Below are 16,443 nucleotides of genomic sequence, written 5' to 3'. Positions count from 1 at the left end.
AGTAATAAAATCACATAAAAGACCATGCAAATACTAGCGTTTATAGCATTTACCTTAATTGTAGCGATTATTTCATATATAAAAACGAGATCAACGAAAGAATCTACTTTAGATGGTTATTTTTTAGGAGGTCGAAGTTTAACAGCAGGTGTTATTGCAGGTTCGTTGTTGTTAACCAATCTTTCCACGGAACAAATTGTGGGTCTTAACGGGTCTGCTTACCAAAGCGGTTTGTCTGTAATGGTTTGGGAAACACTTGCAGCAATAGCAATGGTTGTAACAGCGATATATTTATTGCCAAGGTATCTAAAAGGAGGTATTACAACCGTACCACAATTTCTTCAAGATAGGTTTGATACATCCACTAAGACTATTACGTCTGCTCTGTTTCTTACAGGCTATGTTGTAGTGCTATTGCCAATCATTTTATATTCTGGATCTATAGCCTTAAGTGGTATGTTCGATGTGCCAGAGCTATTAGGTGTTTCAAAATCTACAGCTTTAAAAGTTTGTATTTGGGGAATAGGTATGGTCGGTTCTGTTTATGCTATTTTTGGTGGATTAAAAGCTGTAGCTGTTTCGGATTCTATAAATGCTATTGGGCTTTTAATTGGAGGACTTTTAATTCCTGTTTTTGGTTTAATGCTTGTTGGTGATGGAGATGTTTTAAACGGACTATCTATATTAACCACAGAGCATCCAGATAAGTTTAAATCCATGGGTAGTCGCACAGATCCTGTTCCTTTTTATACCATATTTACAGGAATGATGTTGGTGCAATTGTTTTATTGGGGAACTAACCAGCAAATCATTCAGAGAGCACTTGGTGCAAAAAATTTGAAAGAAGGTCAAAAAGGTATTCTATTAGCGTCTTTTATTAAAATATTGGGACCACTCATTGTTGTTTTACCTGGATTAATAGCGTTTCATGTTTTTAACGGAGATTTGGGTAATGGAGATGATGCTTATCCTATGTTGGTGAAAAAAGTATTACCAGGAGCTTGGGTTGGTTTTTTTGCAGCTGTTTTGTTTGGTGCCATTTTAAGTTCGTTTAATAGTGTTTTAAATAGTTCTGTTACACTCTTTGGAATGGATATATATAAACAGCACATCAATAAGGAAGCGAGCGACAAAAAAGTTGTTATGTATGGTAAAATATTTGGTATTGTACTCGCTTTACTTGCCATGTTTATAGCGCCTTTAATAGAGAAAGCAGGTAGTTTGTTTGATTATCTTCAAGAAGTCAATGGAATTTATAGTATTCCTATCTTAACTATCATCGTTGTAGGATATTTTACTAAGTATGTGCCAGCTATTGCCGCTAAAATAGGACTAGTTACGGGTTGCGTATTTTATATTTTGAGTCAGTTTTTCTTAAAACCCTATTTTGTTGAAAAAGCATTGAATGAAGCTAAGTTAAATGGTAACATTACTTCAGAGTCAGCATTGGCTTTAGTTGAGGCAAAAGCATATCCGCATTTTTTAGATATTATGGCTATACTCTTTGTTTTGAATATTATAGTTATGCTTATTATAGGAAAGCTTAGACCATTAAAAACTCCTTACAATATGAGATATACTAAGCAGGTAGATATTACACCTTGGAAGTATGTAAATCATGTAAGTATAGGTATAGCATTAATAGTTGTAGCTATCTACATTTATTTTGCTTAAAATTTCTTTAACTCTTACAATTAATGATATAAAAAAGGCTTCTCTAGGAGAAGCCTTTTTGCTCAAATAAACACTTAATAATTAGAGCTTGACTAACTTAGTTGTCTTAGTTTTATTGTTGTTGTCTTTAACTCTTACAATGTATGTTCCGGTATTTAAACTAGAAATATCAAAACTGTCATTTTTAGTGAAAGAGCCTTCAAAAGACTTTACCTTTTTTCCTGTTAAGTCATAGATTTCAATATCAGAGATATTAGAATTTATGCTAAATGACGATTGTGTAGGATTAGGATATATTGCAAACAACGATAATATTTCATCATCAATACTTAGCGCGTTAGATGGCTGGTTTCCTAATATTCTAAACTGTCCAGCAGGAATTGAAATAGTTAACGTAGAGTTAGAAACAGTAGTACTACCTGATGGGTCCATTAAGTCATACCATGTTGTTGTTACACCAGCTGGGAAATTGGTGTTAACAGTTTGTGTATTCACATCAAAATTTGCTAAGATTATAACATTTCTTAATTCTGTAGTAGGAATAGAGGTGTCAAAAACATCTATTCTAGGAGTAAAATTACCAGAAGACATTGTGTAGTCGCCTTCAAAAACAGGTTCTTCTATCTTAAGTTTATGTAGCTTAGACCAATCTTCATATACTTGTCCTCTTACTGCATCTGTTAGCCAGTTATTAACCCATTGCGGTTGAGGCTTAAGATCTAGCTTACAATCACCAGCAATAGCATCGTCTTGAGAGTTAACAGTGCCGTTGTTACATGTAAAAATAGATTGTTCCATACCAAGTTCTCCAAAATGCCAAATCATTTTTGGTCCGGGAACCATAATAGAAACTGCAGCCAAAGCAGACATACGAGATAATGCAGTATTCAAATCCTGAACGTTGTGGCTACTATTACTGGTATTTCCATACTGTAGGTTTTTGTACATTAAACGTTCTTCATCGTGACTTTCCGGATAACCCATTACTCTAGGACCGTTATAACCAGCACGAGCGTTATGGCCAATTCTATTAATGTTTCTGTCGCCATCCTGTCCCATTGTAAGTTCATTGTATTGATGTGTCATAATTCCCCACATCATAATACCTTTACCTTCGTCCAAACGATAATTAGCCCATTCCTTTTCTTCATTATCAGTACCTAAATGCTCAAAAATTACATAGTGGTCTGGATCTAAAGACCAAGAGTAGTCAGCATATTCTTTTAGTACATCAACTCTGTCTTGCTGGTATCCATTAGTACAACCTTCGTTACTTGCAGAACAGTTTTGGGTAAATCCTTTTGTTAAATCCCAACGGATTCCGTCTATTTTAAACTCTTGAATCCAATGTTCTAATGTACGTTTTACAAAATCTTTAGTTCGTGGGTTAGAGTGATCAAAATCATTACCAACACTGTATGTATGAAGCGCAACTTGGTTAAAGTAAGGATTATCAGAACTTGGTTCTCCCCAACCATCGCCATCAGGATCTTCCATCCACATGCGTACCATTGGATTTCTACCAAAAGCATGATTAAAAGCTAAGTCTAGTATTACTGCAATACCATTTTGATGACAAACATCTACAAGCTCTTTAAATTTTTCTTTTGTTCCGTAGAATTTATCAAGTGCCATATGAAATGAAGTGTTGTAACCCCAACTTTCATTACCTTCATATTCCATTACTGGCATAAGCTCTATGGCGTTAATATTTAAATCTTTGAAATAATCAATTTTGTCTATTACATCTTGAAAATTTCTGTTGGTATCAAAATCTCTTATTAATAGTTCGTAAACAATTAGATCTTCTTTCTTTGGTTTTTCAAAATCTGTTACTTGCCAGTTATAAGCTGTTTGTCCTGTTTGTAAAACAGTAACTTCTCTTTCCTGCCCAGCAGGATACGTAGGCATATTAGGGTAAGATGCTTCTGGTATATAAGGGTCGTCCCAAGGAGAAAGAACTAGTGTAGAATAAGGATCTGCAGTTTTAACTAGAGTAGGGGAGTTTGGAAGAGGAGTTTTGTCAACTACCCAATATTGGTAGGTTTCTATTTGTCCTGGAGTTAACCCGTTTAGTTGAAGCCAAAATTTGTTGTTTCTTGTTGGGTCTTTTTTCATTGCATAAGTTGCATCTGGTTGATAGTTATTAAAACTACCTGCTAAGTATACAAAGTCTTTACCTGTAGCGTATAATACTAATACAGCAGTATTGTCATCTAAGTAGTTAATACCATCTTCATAATCTTGCGTCATTATACCAATATTAGAACCTGGATCAACCAACACGCTAAAGGACCTTGTAATTGTAGTACCGTTTAGTGATGCGGTTAATTCATAATTTTTGTTCTCAGTAATATTTGTGTCTGTATAAGAATAATTAGAAGTAAAGTTAACGGTCTCGATTACTGTTCCATTTGCAGATAAAGTATAAGTAGCTGGACCACCTATGTTAGAGGCTTCAATGTTCAGACTTTCTCCAGAATTTACAATCGAAGTGTTAGAACTTGGTGCAGATAAACTCATTTGAAAAGTACCAACTTCATATATAAAATCACTACAACCGTTAGCTTTTAATTCTTGAGTGCCATCTTCGTTTCTAAAAACAATACCCATTTGAACCACATTTGAAACTTGTGAAGCTGAAAGACCAAAATAAGTTTCTGGAGTAAGCGTAATAGTGTAAATTCCGCCACCTTGATTTGTCATTTCTCCAACACCATCATCTTGTCCCCAATTTCCAACAACACTAATATTAAAAGCATTATCACTATCTCCAACACCTGAGTGCATATATACTTTAGATGGATTGCTAAATCCGTTACAATTACTAGAACTACTATTAATGTCTAATGTAATCGTAATAGATTCGTCAACCTCAAACGGATTTGGTGTTATGGTAACTTGACTATATCCTATTAGGGAAAATACAGCAAGTAAAGTAAACATGTAAATCTTTTTCATAAGGTTTTATTTAAAAAAAGGGCTGACATTCATCAGCCCTTTTTGGGTTTATAATAATAAACTTACTATTGAATTTTATTTAATTCGTATGTGCCATTAGCAACATCCATTTTTACACGGTACAAACCAGCTGTTACAGTAATGTCATCACCACCTGCATCTAGAGTTCCGTCAGCACCAACATCACCATAATCAGTTGACCAGTCATTGTTTGGTCTAAACTTCATAGCTCCATCCATTAGAGTTACAATGTCACCTACGTACACATCTGGTTGCACTTGAGTTAATGCAAAATCAGGACCATCGCTTCCCCAGTTATTGTAAGCGCTACCAACTATGCCCCAAACATCACCAGCTTCTAGAGTGTAAACGCTGTTATTAAAGTCTAAAGTGATATTGTAATGACCAGCAGTTACAGGGATATCATCACCACCTGCATCTAGGGTTCCGTCAGCACCAACATCACCAAAGTCGCTTGCCCAATCGTTATTCATTCTAAATTTAATAGCTCCATCTACAAGTCTTACACTAACTTTAAATGTGTCAGTAGTGTAATCGTAGTAGAATTTCGCGTCTGGACCTGCACTACCCCAATCATTATAACCAGATCCTACAACACCCCAAGAATAATCTTCCATAGTGTAAGAGCTATTAGCTATATCCAAAGTTATTTTATAAATACCAGCTGTCACGTTAATGTCAGCACCACCAGCTTCTAAAGAACCATCAGCACCATCGTCACCAAAGTTATTGTCCCAAGCATTATTTTCTCTAAACTTAATAGCGCCATCAATCAAAGTGGCATAAGCTACGTACACGTCTGACTGATCAGTAGTGTAGAAAACACCATCAGCACCTGCATTTCCCCAATCATTATATCCAGAACCAACGATTCCCCAAGACGATGGCATTATACCACTACCTCCAGAACCAGTACTTTCTAGTAATTCTACATTTAATACTAAAGTGTTAGAAAATGCATCTGCTCCATTTCCATCACCAGGAAATGCTCTTAATCTTACAGAGAAAGAACCTGTGTTTGGTGCAGGACTATCTGGGTCAGCGTCTAGACCAGCTTCTGTTGCAATTGCCATCATATCTCCAATTGACATAGCAATTTCGTTTGATGTTGTTGAAGAAACAGTGTTAGCATCTGTAAAATCACCACTTATAGAGCTTTGTAGTTCGTAAGTAACATTTGTAGGTGTACCAAAATCTGCATTTCCCCATGTAAATCTTTCACCTAGATTACTAGATGTTCCTTGGGAAAGAATATAACTGTCTGAAGTAGAGTTTGTAAATACAAAACCTTCAGGTTCTTGTGTTGTGAAAACTACGTCATCTTCAGTTTCACAACTGTTAAAACTTATTAAGGCAAAGATGAAAAGGCCTAATATTGATAATTTTTTCATAATTATAGAAATGTTAATTAATTAGTATCCTGTGTTTTGTTCTAAATTGGTGTTAATACCTAGGTCTGTAGCAGGTAAAGGCATTACATCTCTAAAAGAGTCTGTAGTAGTACCAGATTGTACTCCACCTTTCCATTGCCATACACCGTTGTCTGAAAATTGATTAAATCTAATTAGATCTGTTCTTCTGTGTGCTTCCCAGTATAATTCTCTTGCACGCTCATCTAATATGAAATCTAAGTCAAGATCAGATTGAGAAATGTTTCCACTTGTATCTCCGTAAGCACGTACTCTTAATTCATTGATATAATCAACAGCAGTACCCATAGAACCTCCACCACCTCTAAGTACAGCTTCGGCATACATTAGATAAGCATCTGCCAATCTAAACATTGGAAAGTCGATATCTGTGTGGTCTCCTGTAGTGTCAGAACCAGGATTTCCATTTACATCAACATTTCTATATTTTGCAATAGCGAAACCATCTGTAAATGTTGCTACAGTTAAAATATCTTTGTTTTGACCATCTGTGTAGAACAATTCTCTACCGTCGTTAGAATTTTCTTCACCTGGGAATTTCTCAACAAATGTTGGTGTTGTTCTTACACCAAACCATCCACCATTAATACCAAACTCTGAAGGATCCATTGAGCCTCCTACAGGTGCATGTGTTAAAAATGTCATACCGCCAAAAGCTTGTGTTCTAAGACCATCAAAAGGAATTGTAAATATTACTTCTTCTTCGGCACCGTTAGAATCATTATCAGCTAAGAAAGAGTGAAAGTAAGGTATACTTGGAATAGTGTATCCAGCTCCGATGATATTATTGGTATAAGTAATAACATCTGCATATCTAGGTGTACCTGTATAAACTTCAGCATTTAAATACATTTTTGCTAATAACATCCAAGCAGCAGCTCTATCTGCTCTACCATATTCGTTAGCTCTTGGCGCAGCCATGTTATCCATGATGTCTAGTAACTCAGACTCAACATAGTTAAATAAATCTGCTCGTTGAATTTGTGGTGGTAAAAATGCACCAATTGGATCGTTCTCAGTTATAAATGGCGGATTAGCATATAAATCCATAGCATGCCAATACGTAAGAGCTCTCATAAATCTTGCTTCAGCTCTGAAAGTTTGTATTTCAGTTCTTAAATCTGAAGATACTCCACGACCATCTAACTTACCATCTGTAGTTTGTCTTAAAAACTCATTACAAAGAGCCACTTGGTATAATAAACGGCTATACATGGTTCTTATAAATTCATTACCAGATGTCCATACTTGATTGTGTAAATCGTGTATTGTTCCATCATTCCATGCAATTATAGCTTCATCTGTAGTAAGCTCTTGCATTTTCCAGTATAATCTCAAATAATTGGAAAATCCTTCGTCTAGACCAGCCAAATCAGGAAAACCAGCAGGACCTTCTTGACCACTCAAAGAAATTCCAGCATAAATTTTTGCTAAAAATTGCTTGTATGCATCAGGATCTTCAAAGGCAGCATCAGCAGAAAGACGATTGTCTTCTGGCTGTAAATCTAATCGGTCAGCACAAGATTGAGCAAATAGCACAACTGCAAAAACCAATAAGAAGCTTTTAATTGTTCTTAACATCATAGCTTTGTTGTTTATATATTTATTTTTCATTTTCTTAGAATGTAAAGTTTAAGCCAAGAATAATATCTCTCGTTCTTGGATAGAAATTGTTTTCTATACCATTGCTAATTTCAGGGTCTAAACCATCATACTCAGTAATTACAAATACATTTGTAGCTGTTAATGACGTTCTTAATGTCATTTTTGAGAAAGGAATAGTATAACCTAAAGAAATGTTATCTAATCTCACGAAGTCTGCACGCTGAATGTATAAATCTGAAAACAAATTCTGATTTACAAAGCCTGTGTCTAAGTAGCTTGCATGTGCGTTTGCCTGATAACCAGGTTGGTTAACAACAGCATTTAAGTTACCTCTGTCAGAAGCGCTATTGTTATACACGTAGTTGCCAAAACTTCCTCTAAACGTAAAGTTTAAGTCTAAATTCTTATATCTAAAGTTGTTTGTGAAACCAATAAATGCATCTGGTGTTGCTTTTTTGTAGGCTTGTCTATCAGCTTCAGTAATTTGGTTATCACCATTAACATCCACATAAGCACCTTCTATAGGGTTTCCGTTACTGTCATATACCTGACGGAAAACAAAGAATGTTGTTGGGTCGTATCCAGGTTTCCAAAGTTGAATAGTGTTACCTACACCACCAGAAATACCTCCTTGAGGAAGGAAATAGTCAGAATCATTAGAAAGATTAAGTTTTGTAATCTCTCTTTCTTGGAACGTTACATTGAAGTTAGTGTCCCAACCAAAATTTTCTTTCTGAACGATAACTCCATTTAAGCTTACTTCCAGACCACGACTTGTCATTTCACCAACGTTTGTAGTTAATTGGTCAGAAAGGTTTGCACCAGCAGGTACAGGAACACTAGATAATAAATCTTTAGTTTCTCTGTAGTAACCATCTATAGTACCTGTTAATCTATTATTGAATAAACCGAAGTCTACAGCAAGGTTGTATTGTGTTGTTTCCTCCCACTTTAATTCTTCGTCAAAGGCTTCTGGTCTCAAAGTTTCTATAAAAATTGGCTCACCTGTTGGTGTAGTACCAAATTGAATGTTGGCAGCATTGTTTCTAGAAGGTGTATAAATACCTTGGTAACCGTAGTTAGGACCAATTTCTTGCTGACCAGTAACTCCCCAACCAGCTCTAAGCTTCAAATTAGAAAAGAATGAATTTTCCATAAAGCTTTCGTTCATAATTTTCCACCCAACAGATACTCCAGGGAAAGATCCCCAACGATTATCTTCACTAAATCTAGATGAACCATCACGTCTGTAACTTGCAGAAATCAAGTATTTATCTGCAATATCAAAACTAGCTCTGGCAAAGTAAGATTCTAAAGCATTTCTATTTATATCAGTCTGAACAATGTTAGTGTTAGTTGTTCTGTCAAAGAAACTTCTGATGTAAAACTCTTGGAATGCATGACCAGCTGTAACGTCTACTGTAGTGTTTATAGACTCTATGTTCTTTTTATAGTTTAAGTAGAAATCTAACGATGTGTTTCGGTTTAATCCACTAGAAACTTCATTAGTCTGAGCAGCATCTGGATTATTAGGGTTAGCCTCTACAAATCTGTGTCCATTGTTTTCGGCATAATCTATACCAGCATTTAAGTTAAAGCGTAAATCTTTCAAAAACCAAAACTTATAATCTATGTTGAAGTTAGAAATGACACGTTTTATTGTTTGACGACTTTCATATTCATTTTGAACAAATAGTGGGTTTTGAGTCGCAAGATTTGTTCCTAGTTGAGTATAGTTTCCGTTTTCGTCATAAACAGGTTGTGTAGGATCGAAAGCTATTGCAGCACCAATAGCACCTTCATTTGCATAATCAAATTCATCTTGTACTGCTTTAGCAACTAAAGTTAATTTTAAGTCGTTATCTAAAAAGCGATGAACAAATGATGTATTAACACCAGTTCTTTCATAAAGGTCATTTAATGGACCTTCTTGAGATACGTGGTTAAAGTTAATTCTAAAGTTGAAGTTTTCGTAACCTTTAGAAGCTGTAAGGTTGTGTATTGCGCCTACACCAGTTGTGTAGATTTCATCTTGCCAATCTGTACTGGCATTACCTAAGGTAGAACTGTCAAAATTTGGGTCAGAAGCTAAAGCTCTATATTGCTCAGCAGATAAAACATCTACCTTGTTAGCAACGCGTCTAGTAGAAGCTTGTAAACCATATTCTAATTTAAGGTCTTGATTTGCAGATCCTTTTTTGGTGGTAATTAGTATAACACCATTAGAAGCACGAGAACCATAAATTGCAGTTGCAGATGCGTCTTTTAAAACTACAAAATCCTCGATATCTGCTGGGTTAATAGCATTTAAAGCATTTCTACTACCTTGAGAACCTCCACGTTGGTCTATAGGTAGTCCGTCAATAACTATAAGTGGATCATTTGTAGCAGATAGAGATGCACCACCACGAATTCTAATTTCACCACCTTCACCAGCAGCACCACCACCAGTAGTAATACGTACACCAGCGGCTTTACCAGCTATAAGTTGTTGAGGTGCTACAATAGCACCACGGTTAAAATCCTCGTCACCTACTTTTTCTACGGCTCCAGTGGCATCTTGCTTGGTGGTAGAACCATATCCAATAAGTACCACTTCATCTAATTGTGCTGCATCTTCTTCAAGGACAACATTAAAACTAGACTGACCATTAAATGTTACTTCTTTTGTTTTGTAACCAACATAAGAAACGACGATGGTTTCTCCTTGGTTGACTTCAATGCTGAACTTACCGTCAAAATCAGTAGAAGCACCTCTGGAAGTCCCTTTTACCAGTACATTTACACCTGGTAAAGGCATAGCGTTTGCTTTATCTGTTACTGTACCGGAAACGGTTGTCTGAGCTAATAAAGCGGTAGGTACCATTATCAAACAAAACAGTAAAGCATTTAGGAATGTTTTCATACAATGTTTTTAAGTTAATTGCTTAGTTAAATTGATTTATATTTTCACTTCTTGGGTTAAATCTATGTAAAATTGATGTGATTTTTTTGTAAAAAGATTGTACTACACAAACGAAAACGTTTTCGTGTTAAAAACTTTTTAATAATCATTAACATTTCTATTAAAATAGTGAAAAAATGAGGAATTCGCAATAAGAGCTCGTTAAAATTAAGGAGTTTAGAATTTAATTTGTTAAAATAAGGTTATATTCGCTCTTCGATTTTTAGCCGAAAATATGAAACGAAAAATTACCCTTAAGCAAATAGCAAGAGAATTAGATGTCTCTATTTCTACAGTTTCAAAAGCCCTGAGAAATAGTCCTGAAATTAGCGAAGATACCAAGCAAAAAGTACAAGCTTTCGCAAAATTATATAACTACAGACCAAACAATATTGCTTTAAGTTTAAAAAACCGTAAAACAAATACCATTGGTATTTTAATTCCTGAGATCGTTCATCATTTCTTTTCTAAAGTAATTAGAGGTGTTGAGCTTGTGGCAAACAAAAGAGGGTATAATGTTATTGTAGGACTTTCTAATGAATCCTTTTCTAAAGAGGTAATTAACATGGAGATGCTTGCTAATGGTAGTATTGATGGTTTTATTCTTTCTATATCTAAAGAAACACAACAGCTGCAAGATTTTCATCATTTTAATGAAACTATGAGTCAAGGTATGCCTATCGTAATGTTTGATCGTGTTGTGTCAGATATTAATTGCGATAAAGTGATTGTAGATGATTTGAAAGGAGCTAAAAATGCAGTTGAAAAATTAATAAAAAATGATTGTAAATCCATCGCGCTGATTACTACCAAAGATTATGTAAGTGTTGGTAAGCTTAGAACTCAAGGTTATCTTGAAGCCTTAGAGAGTCATAAAATTCAGCCTAAAGCAGAGCTTATTTTAAAAATTGATGACACTCTTGAGTATGAGTCTAATTTAGAAGCCTTAGAAAAGGAGATAGAGCAGTTATTTAAGTCTAATGAAAAGATAGATGGCATTTTTGCAGTTAATGAACTTTATGCTTTATCAGCCATGAAAGTAGCTAGAAAATTAGGGTTCGATATTCCAAATGACATACAGGTTATTGGTTTTACTGATGGTGTGTTGTCTAAGCATTCAACACCAAGTTTAACCACTGTAAGTCAGCATGCACAGCAGATGGGAGAAAGAGCTGCGGATTTGTTAATTAATAAATTAGAAAACAAAATAGAGACTGAAGAAGAAGAGTTTCAGACTATTGTAATAGCTACAGAATTAATTGAGCGCGAATCCACTAAATAATAATTTAACATTGGTGTTCTAAAATCTTTTATATCTTTACACCCGAAATCAAGACTTATATTTTCACTTCTTACATAAGTTTTGATGAGCACTGCTTATCAGAATAGTATTAATATTAAACATACTATTTAATGAAAAAGCGCATTCTCGGTTTTTGGGAAATCTGGAATATGAGTTTCGGATTCCTAGGAATTCAATTTGGTTTTGCTTTACAAGGTGGCTTTATGTCACGTATCTTTCAAACGCTAGGCGCAGGTAAAGATGAGATTCCACTATTGTGGATTGCTGCACCTTTAACAGGCTTACTTGTACAGCCTATTATTGGTTATATGAGTGATAGAACCTGGCACTCTCGTTTTGGTCGTCGTAGACCTTACTTTCTTATTGGAGCCATTTTAAGTTCTATAGCCCTATTCTTTGTGCCTTATTCGCCTGCCTTGTGGGTTGCTGCAGGGTTTTTGTGGATTCTTGATGCTTCTATCAATGTATCTATGGAGCCATTCAGAGCCTTAGTTGCAGACAAGTTGCACGAGTCGCAAAGAACCTACGGGTTCGTAGTGCAAACCTTAATTATTGGTATTGGTACTTGGGTAGCGAGTAATTTACCTTGGCTGGTATCTAAGATGGGTGTAAGTGATTCAGCAGATTTGGGAGTTGTTCCAGATTCTGTTAAAGTAGCATTTGCTATTGGTGCTTTTGTCTTCTTGCTAAGTATTCTTTACACAGTATTTACCACAACAGAATATCCGCCAGAGGATATGGAGGCTTTTGAAAGAGAGAAAAAAGAGAAGAACAGTTTTGTTTCAGATATTATCAATAATGTAGGTAATATGCCAATTACGATGAAGAAATTAGGTGTTATCCAGTTTTTTAGCTGGTTTGCCTTTTTTACAATGTGGAGTTTGGCAAATCCTGCACTAACAGAACACGTATTTGAAACGCCTGCACCTGTAGAAGCTAATTTCGATATGAGTGTACCTGCAGATAAGGAAGCTTACGATATAGCAAATACTGCATTTCAAAAATCATCTAATCTTGTGGGTTCAGCAATGGGAGTTTATGGACTGTCATCTATGGCTTTTGCGTTGTTATTGGTGTTGTATACTTCAAAACGACGCATTAACAGAAAGTATGTGCATATGTTTTCACTCTTTTTGGGAGGAGCAGGATTCTTATTTATGAATTACGCTTCGCCAGAGAGTTTAAAATACTGCTTTTTGCTCATAGGTTTGGCTTGGGGAAGTATTCTTTCAATGCCTTATGCAATGCTATCAAGTTCAGTGGATCCAAAACGAATGGGTATGTTTATGGGAATATTTAATATGTTCATTGTAATCCCACAAATTATTGCGGCACTTGGTGGAATCAACTTTGTGTCAGGATTATTAGGTGAGCAAGCTATTAACGCAATGACTGTAGCTGGACTTAGTTTAGTTATTGCGGGACTTTGTAATCTTCTTATAACTAATAGAAGTGCTATTTCTTATCAATCAGAAAACTAAATAAATGAAAACTAAAGGCTTCATATTCGATTTAGATGGTGTCATTGTAGATACCGCAAAATACCACTTCTTGGCGTGGAAAAAACTAGCCAACGATTTAGGTATAGACTTTACCGAAGAAGAAAACGAACAACTAAAAGGTGTAAGCCGAGTAAAATCGCTTGAAAAGATTTTAGCTTGGGGAAATAAAACCCTTTCAGAAAAAGATTTTAACGCGCAAATGGCTAAGAAAAATGAAGATTACTTAAGCCATATTGCTAAAATGGACGAATCCGAAATTCTTCCAGATGTACCAAAAGTACTCAACTTTTTAAGTGAAAATAATCAACCTATATCTTTGGGTTCGGCAAGTAAAAACGCCAGAACCATTTTAGAGCGTGTTAATTTAAAAGAACAATTCAATGCTATTGTAGATGGTAACGATGTTACCAAAGCAAAGCCAGACCCAGAAGTGTTTTTAATAGCTGCAAAACTGTTAAATGTAGCGCCAGAAAACTGCATTGTTTTTGAAGATTCAGTTGCTGGTGTAGAAGCTGCTAATGTTGCCAATATGATATCTATAGGTATTGGTAGCAAGGATGTGTTGGGTCACGCCAAATATGTCTTCAACAATTTCACAGAAATTTCTGAAGAATTTATAGAAAAACTTATAAACGAATAAAAAATAAGCCTTTGTTCTTGGCTAAAAAAGGAAATAAATGAACTTAGATTATATCATACCTAACGCTTGGTCAATCATCGAAGAAGGATTCGACCCAAACAAAGTTAAAGCTTCAGAAAGTATCTTTAGCTTAGGAAATGGTGCAATGGGACAACGTGCCAATTTTGAAGAGAGGTATTCCGGACCTACGTTTCAAGGGAGTTACATTGCAGGTGTTTACTATCCAGATAAAACTAGAGTAGGTTGGTGGAAAAACGGTTATCCAGAGTATTTTGCTAAGGTGTTAAACGCACCAAGCTGGATTGGTATCAACGTTATGATTAATGACGAAACCTTAGACCTGTATACGTGTAAAAAGGTTGAAAACTTTAAACGCGAGCTTAATATGAAAGAAGGTTGGCTGTTTAGAAGTTTTACGGTAACACTTCAAAATGATGTAGAGGTTGAAGTCAATGTAAAACGTTTTCTAAGTCTTACTGAGGATGAAGTAGGTGCTATAAATTATGAAGTAAAGCCACTAAATTCTGATATTAAGGTAACCTTTCAGTCGTATTTAGATAGTGGAATTACAAATGAAGATACCAACTGGGACGACCAGTTTTGGGATACGCAAGATGTGGTTCAAGATGGTGAAAAGGCATTCATCAAAGCCAAAACGATGAAGACCGAATTCCATACCTGTACATTTATGGAATCTCGTATTTTTCTTAATGGAACTTCAGTTGAATCAAATGCAGAGGTTGATAAAACGTCAAACAAAATAGCATTTACCTATGCACAAGATGCAAAGCAAGGTGAAACTGTTGCTATTCATAAATTTGGTGGTTACACAGTAGATAGAAATCACGATAAAGACCAATTAATCAACGCAGCAAGTTCAGTTTTAGATACAGCTGTAAATGCTGGTTTTTCAAACTTGTTAGAATCTCAAAAAGAAGCTTGGGCTAAGATTTGGGATATGGCAGATATTACCATTGATGGTGACTTAAAAGCGCAACAAGGTATTCGATTTAATATCTTTCATTTGAATCAAACCTATTTAGGAACTGACCCACAATTAAACATAGGGCCAAAAGGGTTTACAGGTGAAAAATATGGTGGAAGTACGTATTGGGATACTGAAGCGTATTGTATTCCATTTTATATGGCAACCAAAGACCAAAGCGTTGCTAGAATGTTGTTAACCTACAGATATAAGCACTTAGAAAAAGCTATTGAAAATGCCGAAAAGTTAGGCTTCAAAAATGGCGCAGCTTTATATCCAATGGTAACAATGAATGGTGAAGAATGCCATAACGAGTGGGAAATTACCTTTGAAGAAATCCACAGAAATGGTGCTATAGCATTCGCTATTTACAACTATTTCCGTTATACAGGCGACTTTAGTTATGTGCCAGAAATGGGACTTGAAGTATTGATTGGAATTGCAAGATTTTGGCACCAACGTGCTACGTTTTCAACATACAGAAATAAATATGTAATCCTTGGTGTAACTGGTCCAAACGAGTACGAAAATAATATTAATAATAACTGGTACACCAACTACATTGCGCAGTGGTGTATTAAGTATGCTGCAGAATGTATAGATAAGGTTGAAGCCGATTATAATACAGATTACACGCGTGTTATGAATAAGGCTAAACTCTCTAAAGCTGAAGTTAAAGAATGGTTAGAAGTGGCAAATAATATGTACTTCCCACATTCTGAAGAACACAATGTATTCTTGCAGCAAGACGGTTTCTTGGATAAGGAATTAATCACTGTGGCAGATTTAGACAAATCACAACGACCAATTAACCAAAAGTGGTCTTGGGACAGAATTTTACGTTCGCCATACATTAAGCAAGCAGATACATTACAAGGATTCTATTTCTTTGAAGACCATTTTTCAACTGAAGAATTAGAACGTCATTTCGATTTTTATGAGCCATTTACGGTTCACGAAAGTTCGTTGTCCCCTTGTGTGCACAGTATACAAGCAGCGAAGTTAGACCGAATGGAGCAAGCATACACGTTCTACTTAAGAACATCACGTTTAGACTTAGATGACTATAACCACGAAGTTCACGAAGGACTTCACATCACATCAATGGCTGGTACGTGGATGAGTATTGTAGAAGGTTTTGGTGGTATGCGTGTTAAGGACAATATGCTAACTTTTGAGCCTCGTATTCCTGAGCAATGGGAAGGTTATTCATTCAAAGTAAATTTTAGAAATCAAATCTTAAAGGTTATCGTTAATCAAGGTAAAACACATTTTGAAGTTGATGGAGACCAAGATTTACAAATAGTAGTAAATGGTGAAAACGTAACTATTTCACCAAATAACTTAGTAACAGTTTAAGCTGTTAAGTTTTACAAGA

General features: G+C 35.5%; 9 protein-coding genes. 5 read left to right on the top strand and 4 right to left on the bottom strand.

What is annotated here, in order from left to right:
• Positions 1-24: 24 nt before the first annotated feature.
• On the top strand, positions 25-1,674 hold the full coding sequence (locus tag P7122_RS12895; RefSeq protein ID WP_278006218.1) for a solute:sodium symporter family transporter: 1,650 nt from the start codon (positions 25-27) through the stop codon (positions 1,672-1,674).
• Positions 1,675-1,755: 81 nt separating this feature from the next.
• Here the strand turns inward: P7122_RS12895 and P7122_RS12890 are convergent, their stop codons facing one another.
• The 4 genes from P7122_RS12890 to P7122_RS12875 all read right to left on the bottom strand — a co-directional run bounded on the left by P7122_RS12890 (position 1,756) and on the right by P7122_RS12875 (position 10,596).
• Positions 1,756-4,635 (bottom strand): alpha-amylase family glycosyl hydrolase, encoded by a 2,880-nt coding sequence (locus tag P7122_RS12890; RefSeq protein ID WP_278006217.1) that lies wholly within the window; start codon positions 4,633-4,635, stop codon positions 1,756-1,758.
• Between the two features lie 65 nt (positions 4,636-4,700).
• Positions 4,701-6,047 (bottom strand): SusF/SusE family carbohydrate-binding protein, encoded by a 1,347-nt coding sequence (locus tag P7122_RS12885; protein WP_278006216.1) that lies wholly within the window; start codon positions 6,045-6,047, stop codon positions 4,701-4,703.
• A gap of 21 nt (positions 6,048-6,068) precedes the next feature.
• A complete protein-coding gene (locus P7122_RS12880; RefSeq protein ID WP_278006215.1) occupies positions 6,069-7,700 on the bottom strand; it encodes a RagB/SusD family nutrient uptake outer membrane protein in 1,632 nt (543 codons plus the stop codon).
• A gap of 4 nt (positions 7,701-7,704) precedes the next feature.
• Complete coding sequence (locus P7122_RS12875) at positions 7,705-10,596, bottom strand: SusC/RagA family TonB-linked outer membrane protein (protein ID WP_278006214.1); 2,892 nt, start codon at positions 10,594-10,596, stop codon at positions 7,705-7,707.
• Between the two features lie 274 nt (positions 10,597-10,870).
• Here P7122_RS12875 and P7122_RS12870 point away from each other — a divergent pair, with 274 nt between their 5' ends.
• From P7122_RS12870 to P7122_RS12855, 4 genes are all read left to right on the top strand, one after another.
• Complete coding sequence (locus P7122_RS12870) at positions 10,871-11,917, top strand: LacI family DNA-binding transcriptional regulator (protein WP_278006213.1); 1,047 nt, start codon at positions 10,871-10,873, stop codon at positions 11,915-11,917.
• A 131-nt stretch (positions 11,918-12,048) separates the two neighbouring features.
• Positions 12,049-13,419: an MFS transporter gene (locus tag P7122_RS12865; RefSeq protein ID WP_278006212.1), complete on the top strand. Its 1,371-nt coding sequence runs from the start codon at positions 12,049-12,051 to the stop codon at positions 13,417-13,419.
• 4 nt (positions 13,420-13,423) lie between these two features.
• On the top strand, positions 13,424-14,080 hold the full coding sequence (gene pgmB, locus P7122_RS12860) for a beta-phosphoglucomutase (RefSeq protein ID WP_278006211.1): 657 nt from the start codon (positions 13,424-13,426) through the stop codon (positions 14,078-14,080).
• A 37-nt stretch (positions 14,081-14,117) separates the two neighbouring features.
• Positions 14,118-16,424 (top strand): glycoside hydrolase family 65 protein, encoded by a 2,307-nt coding sequence (locus P7122_RS12855; RefSeq protein WP_278006210.1) that lies wholly within the window; start codon positions 14,118-14,120, stop codon positions 16,422-16,424.
• Positions 16,425-16,443: the final 19 nt, after the last annotated feature.

It is taken from the genome of Winogradskyella marincola, assembly GCF_029624125.1.
In the GTDB taxonomy this organism is placed as follows: Bacteria; Bacteroidota; Bacteroidia; order Flavobacteriales; family Flavobacteriaceae; genus Winogradskyella; species Winogradskyella marincola.
The sequence above is the reverse complement of the archived record's forward strand: the minus strand, read 5'-3'. Positions and strand labels throughout refer to the sequence as shown.

Excerpts from the sequence above, each read along its gene's own strand:
- P7122_RS12895 (WP_278006218.1), top strand. The coding sequence starts at position 25 with ATGCAAATACTAGCGTTTATAGCATTTACCTTAATTGTAGCGATTATT.
- P7122_RS12890 (WP_278006217.1), bottom strand. The coding sequence starts at position 4,635 with ATGAAAAAGATTTACATGTTTACTTTACTTGCTGTATTTTCCCTAATA.
- P7122_RS12885 (WP_278006216.1), bottom strand. The coding sequence starts at position 6,047 with ATGAAAAAATTATCAATATTAGGCCTTTTCATCTTTGCCTTAATAAGT.
- P7122_RS12880 (WP_278006215.1), bottom strand. The coding sequence starts at position 7,700 with ATGAAAAATAAATATATAAACAACAAAGCTATGATGTTAAGAACAATT.
- P7122_RS12875 (WP_278006214.1), bottom strand. The coding sequence starts at position 10,596 with ATGAAAACATTCCTAAATGCTTTACTGTTTTGTTTGATAATGGTACCT.
- P7122_RS12870 (WP_278006213.1), top strand. The coding sequence starts at position 10,871 with ATGAAACGAAAAATTACCCTTAAGCAAATAGCAAGAGAATTAGATGTC.
- P7122_RS12865 (WP_278006212.1), top strand. The coding sequence starts at position 12,049 with ATGAAAAAGCGCATTCTCGGTTTTTGGGAAATCTGGAATATGAGTTTC.
- pgmB (WP_278006211.1), top strand. The coding sequence starts at position 13,424 with ATGAAAACTAAAGGCTTCATATTCGATTTAGATGGTGTCATTGTAGAT.
- P7122_RS12855 (WP_278006210.1), top strand. The coding sequence starts at position 14,118 with ATGAACTTAGATTATATCATACCTAACGCTTGGTCAATCATCGAAGAA.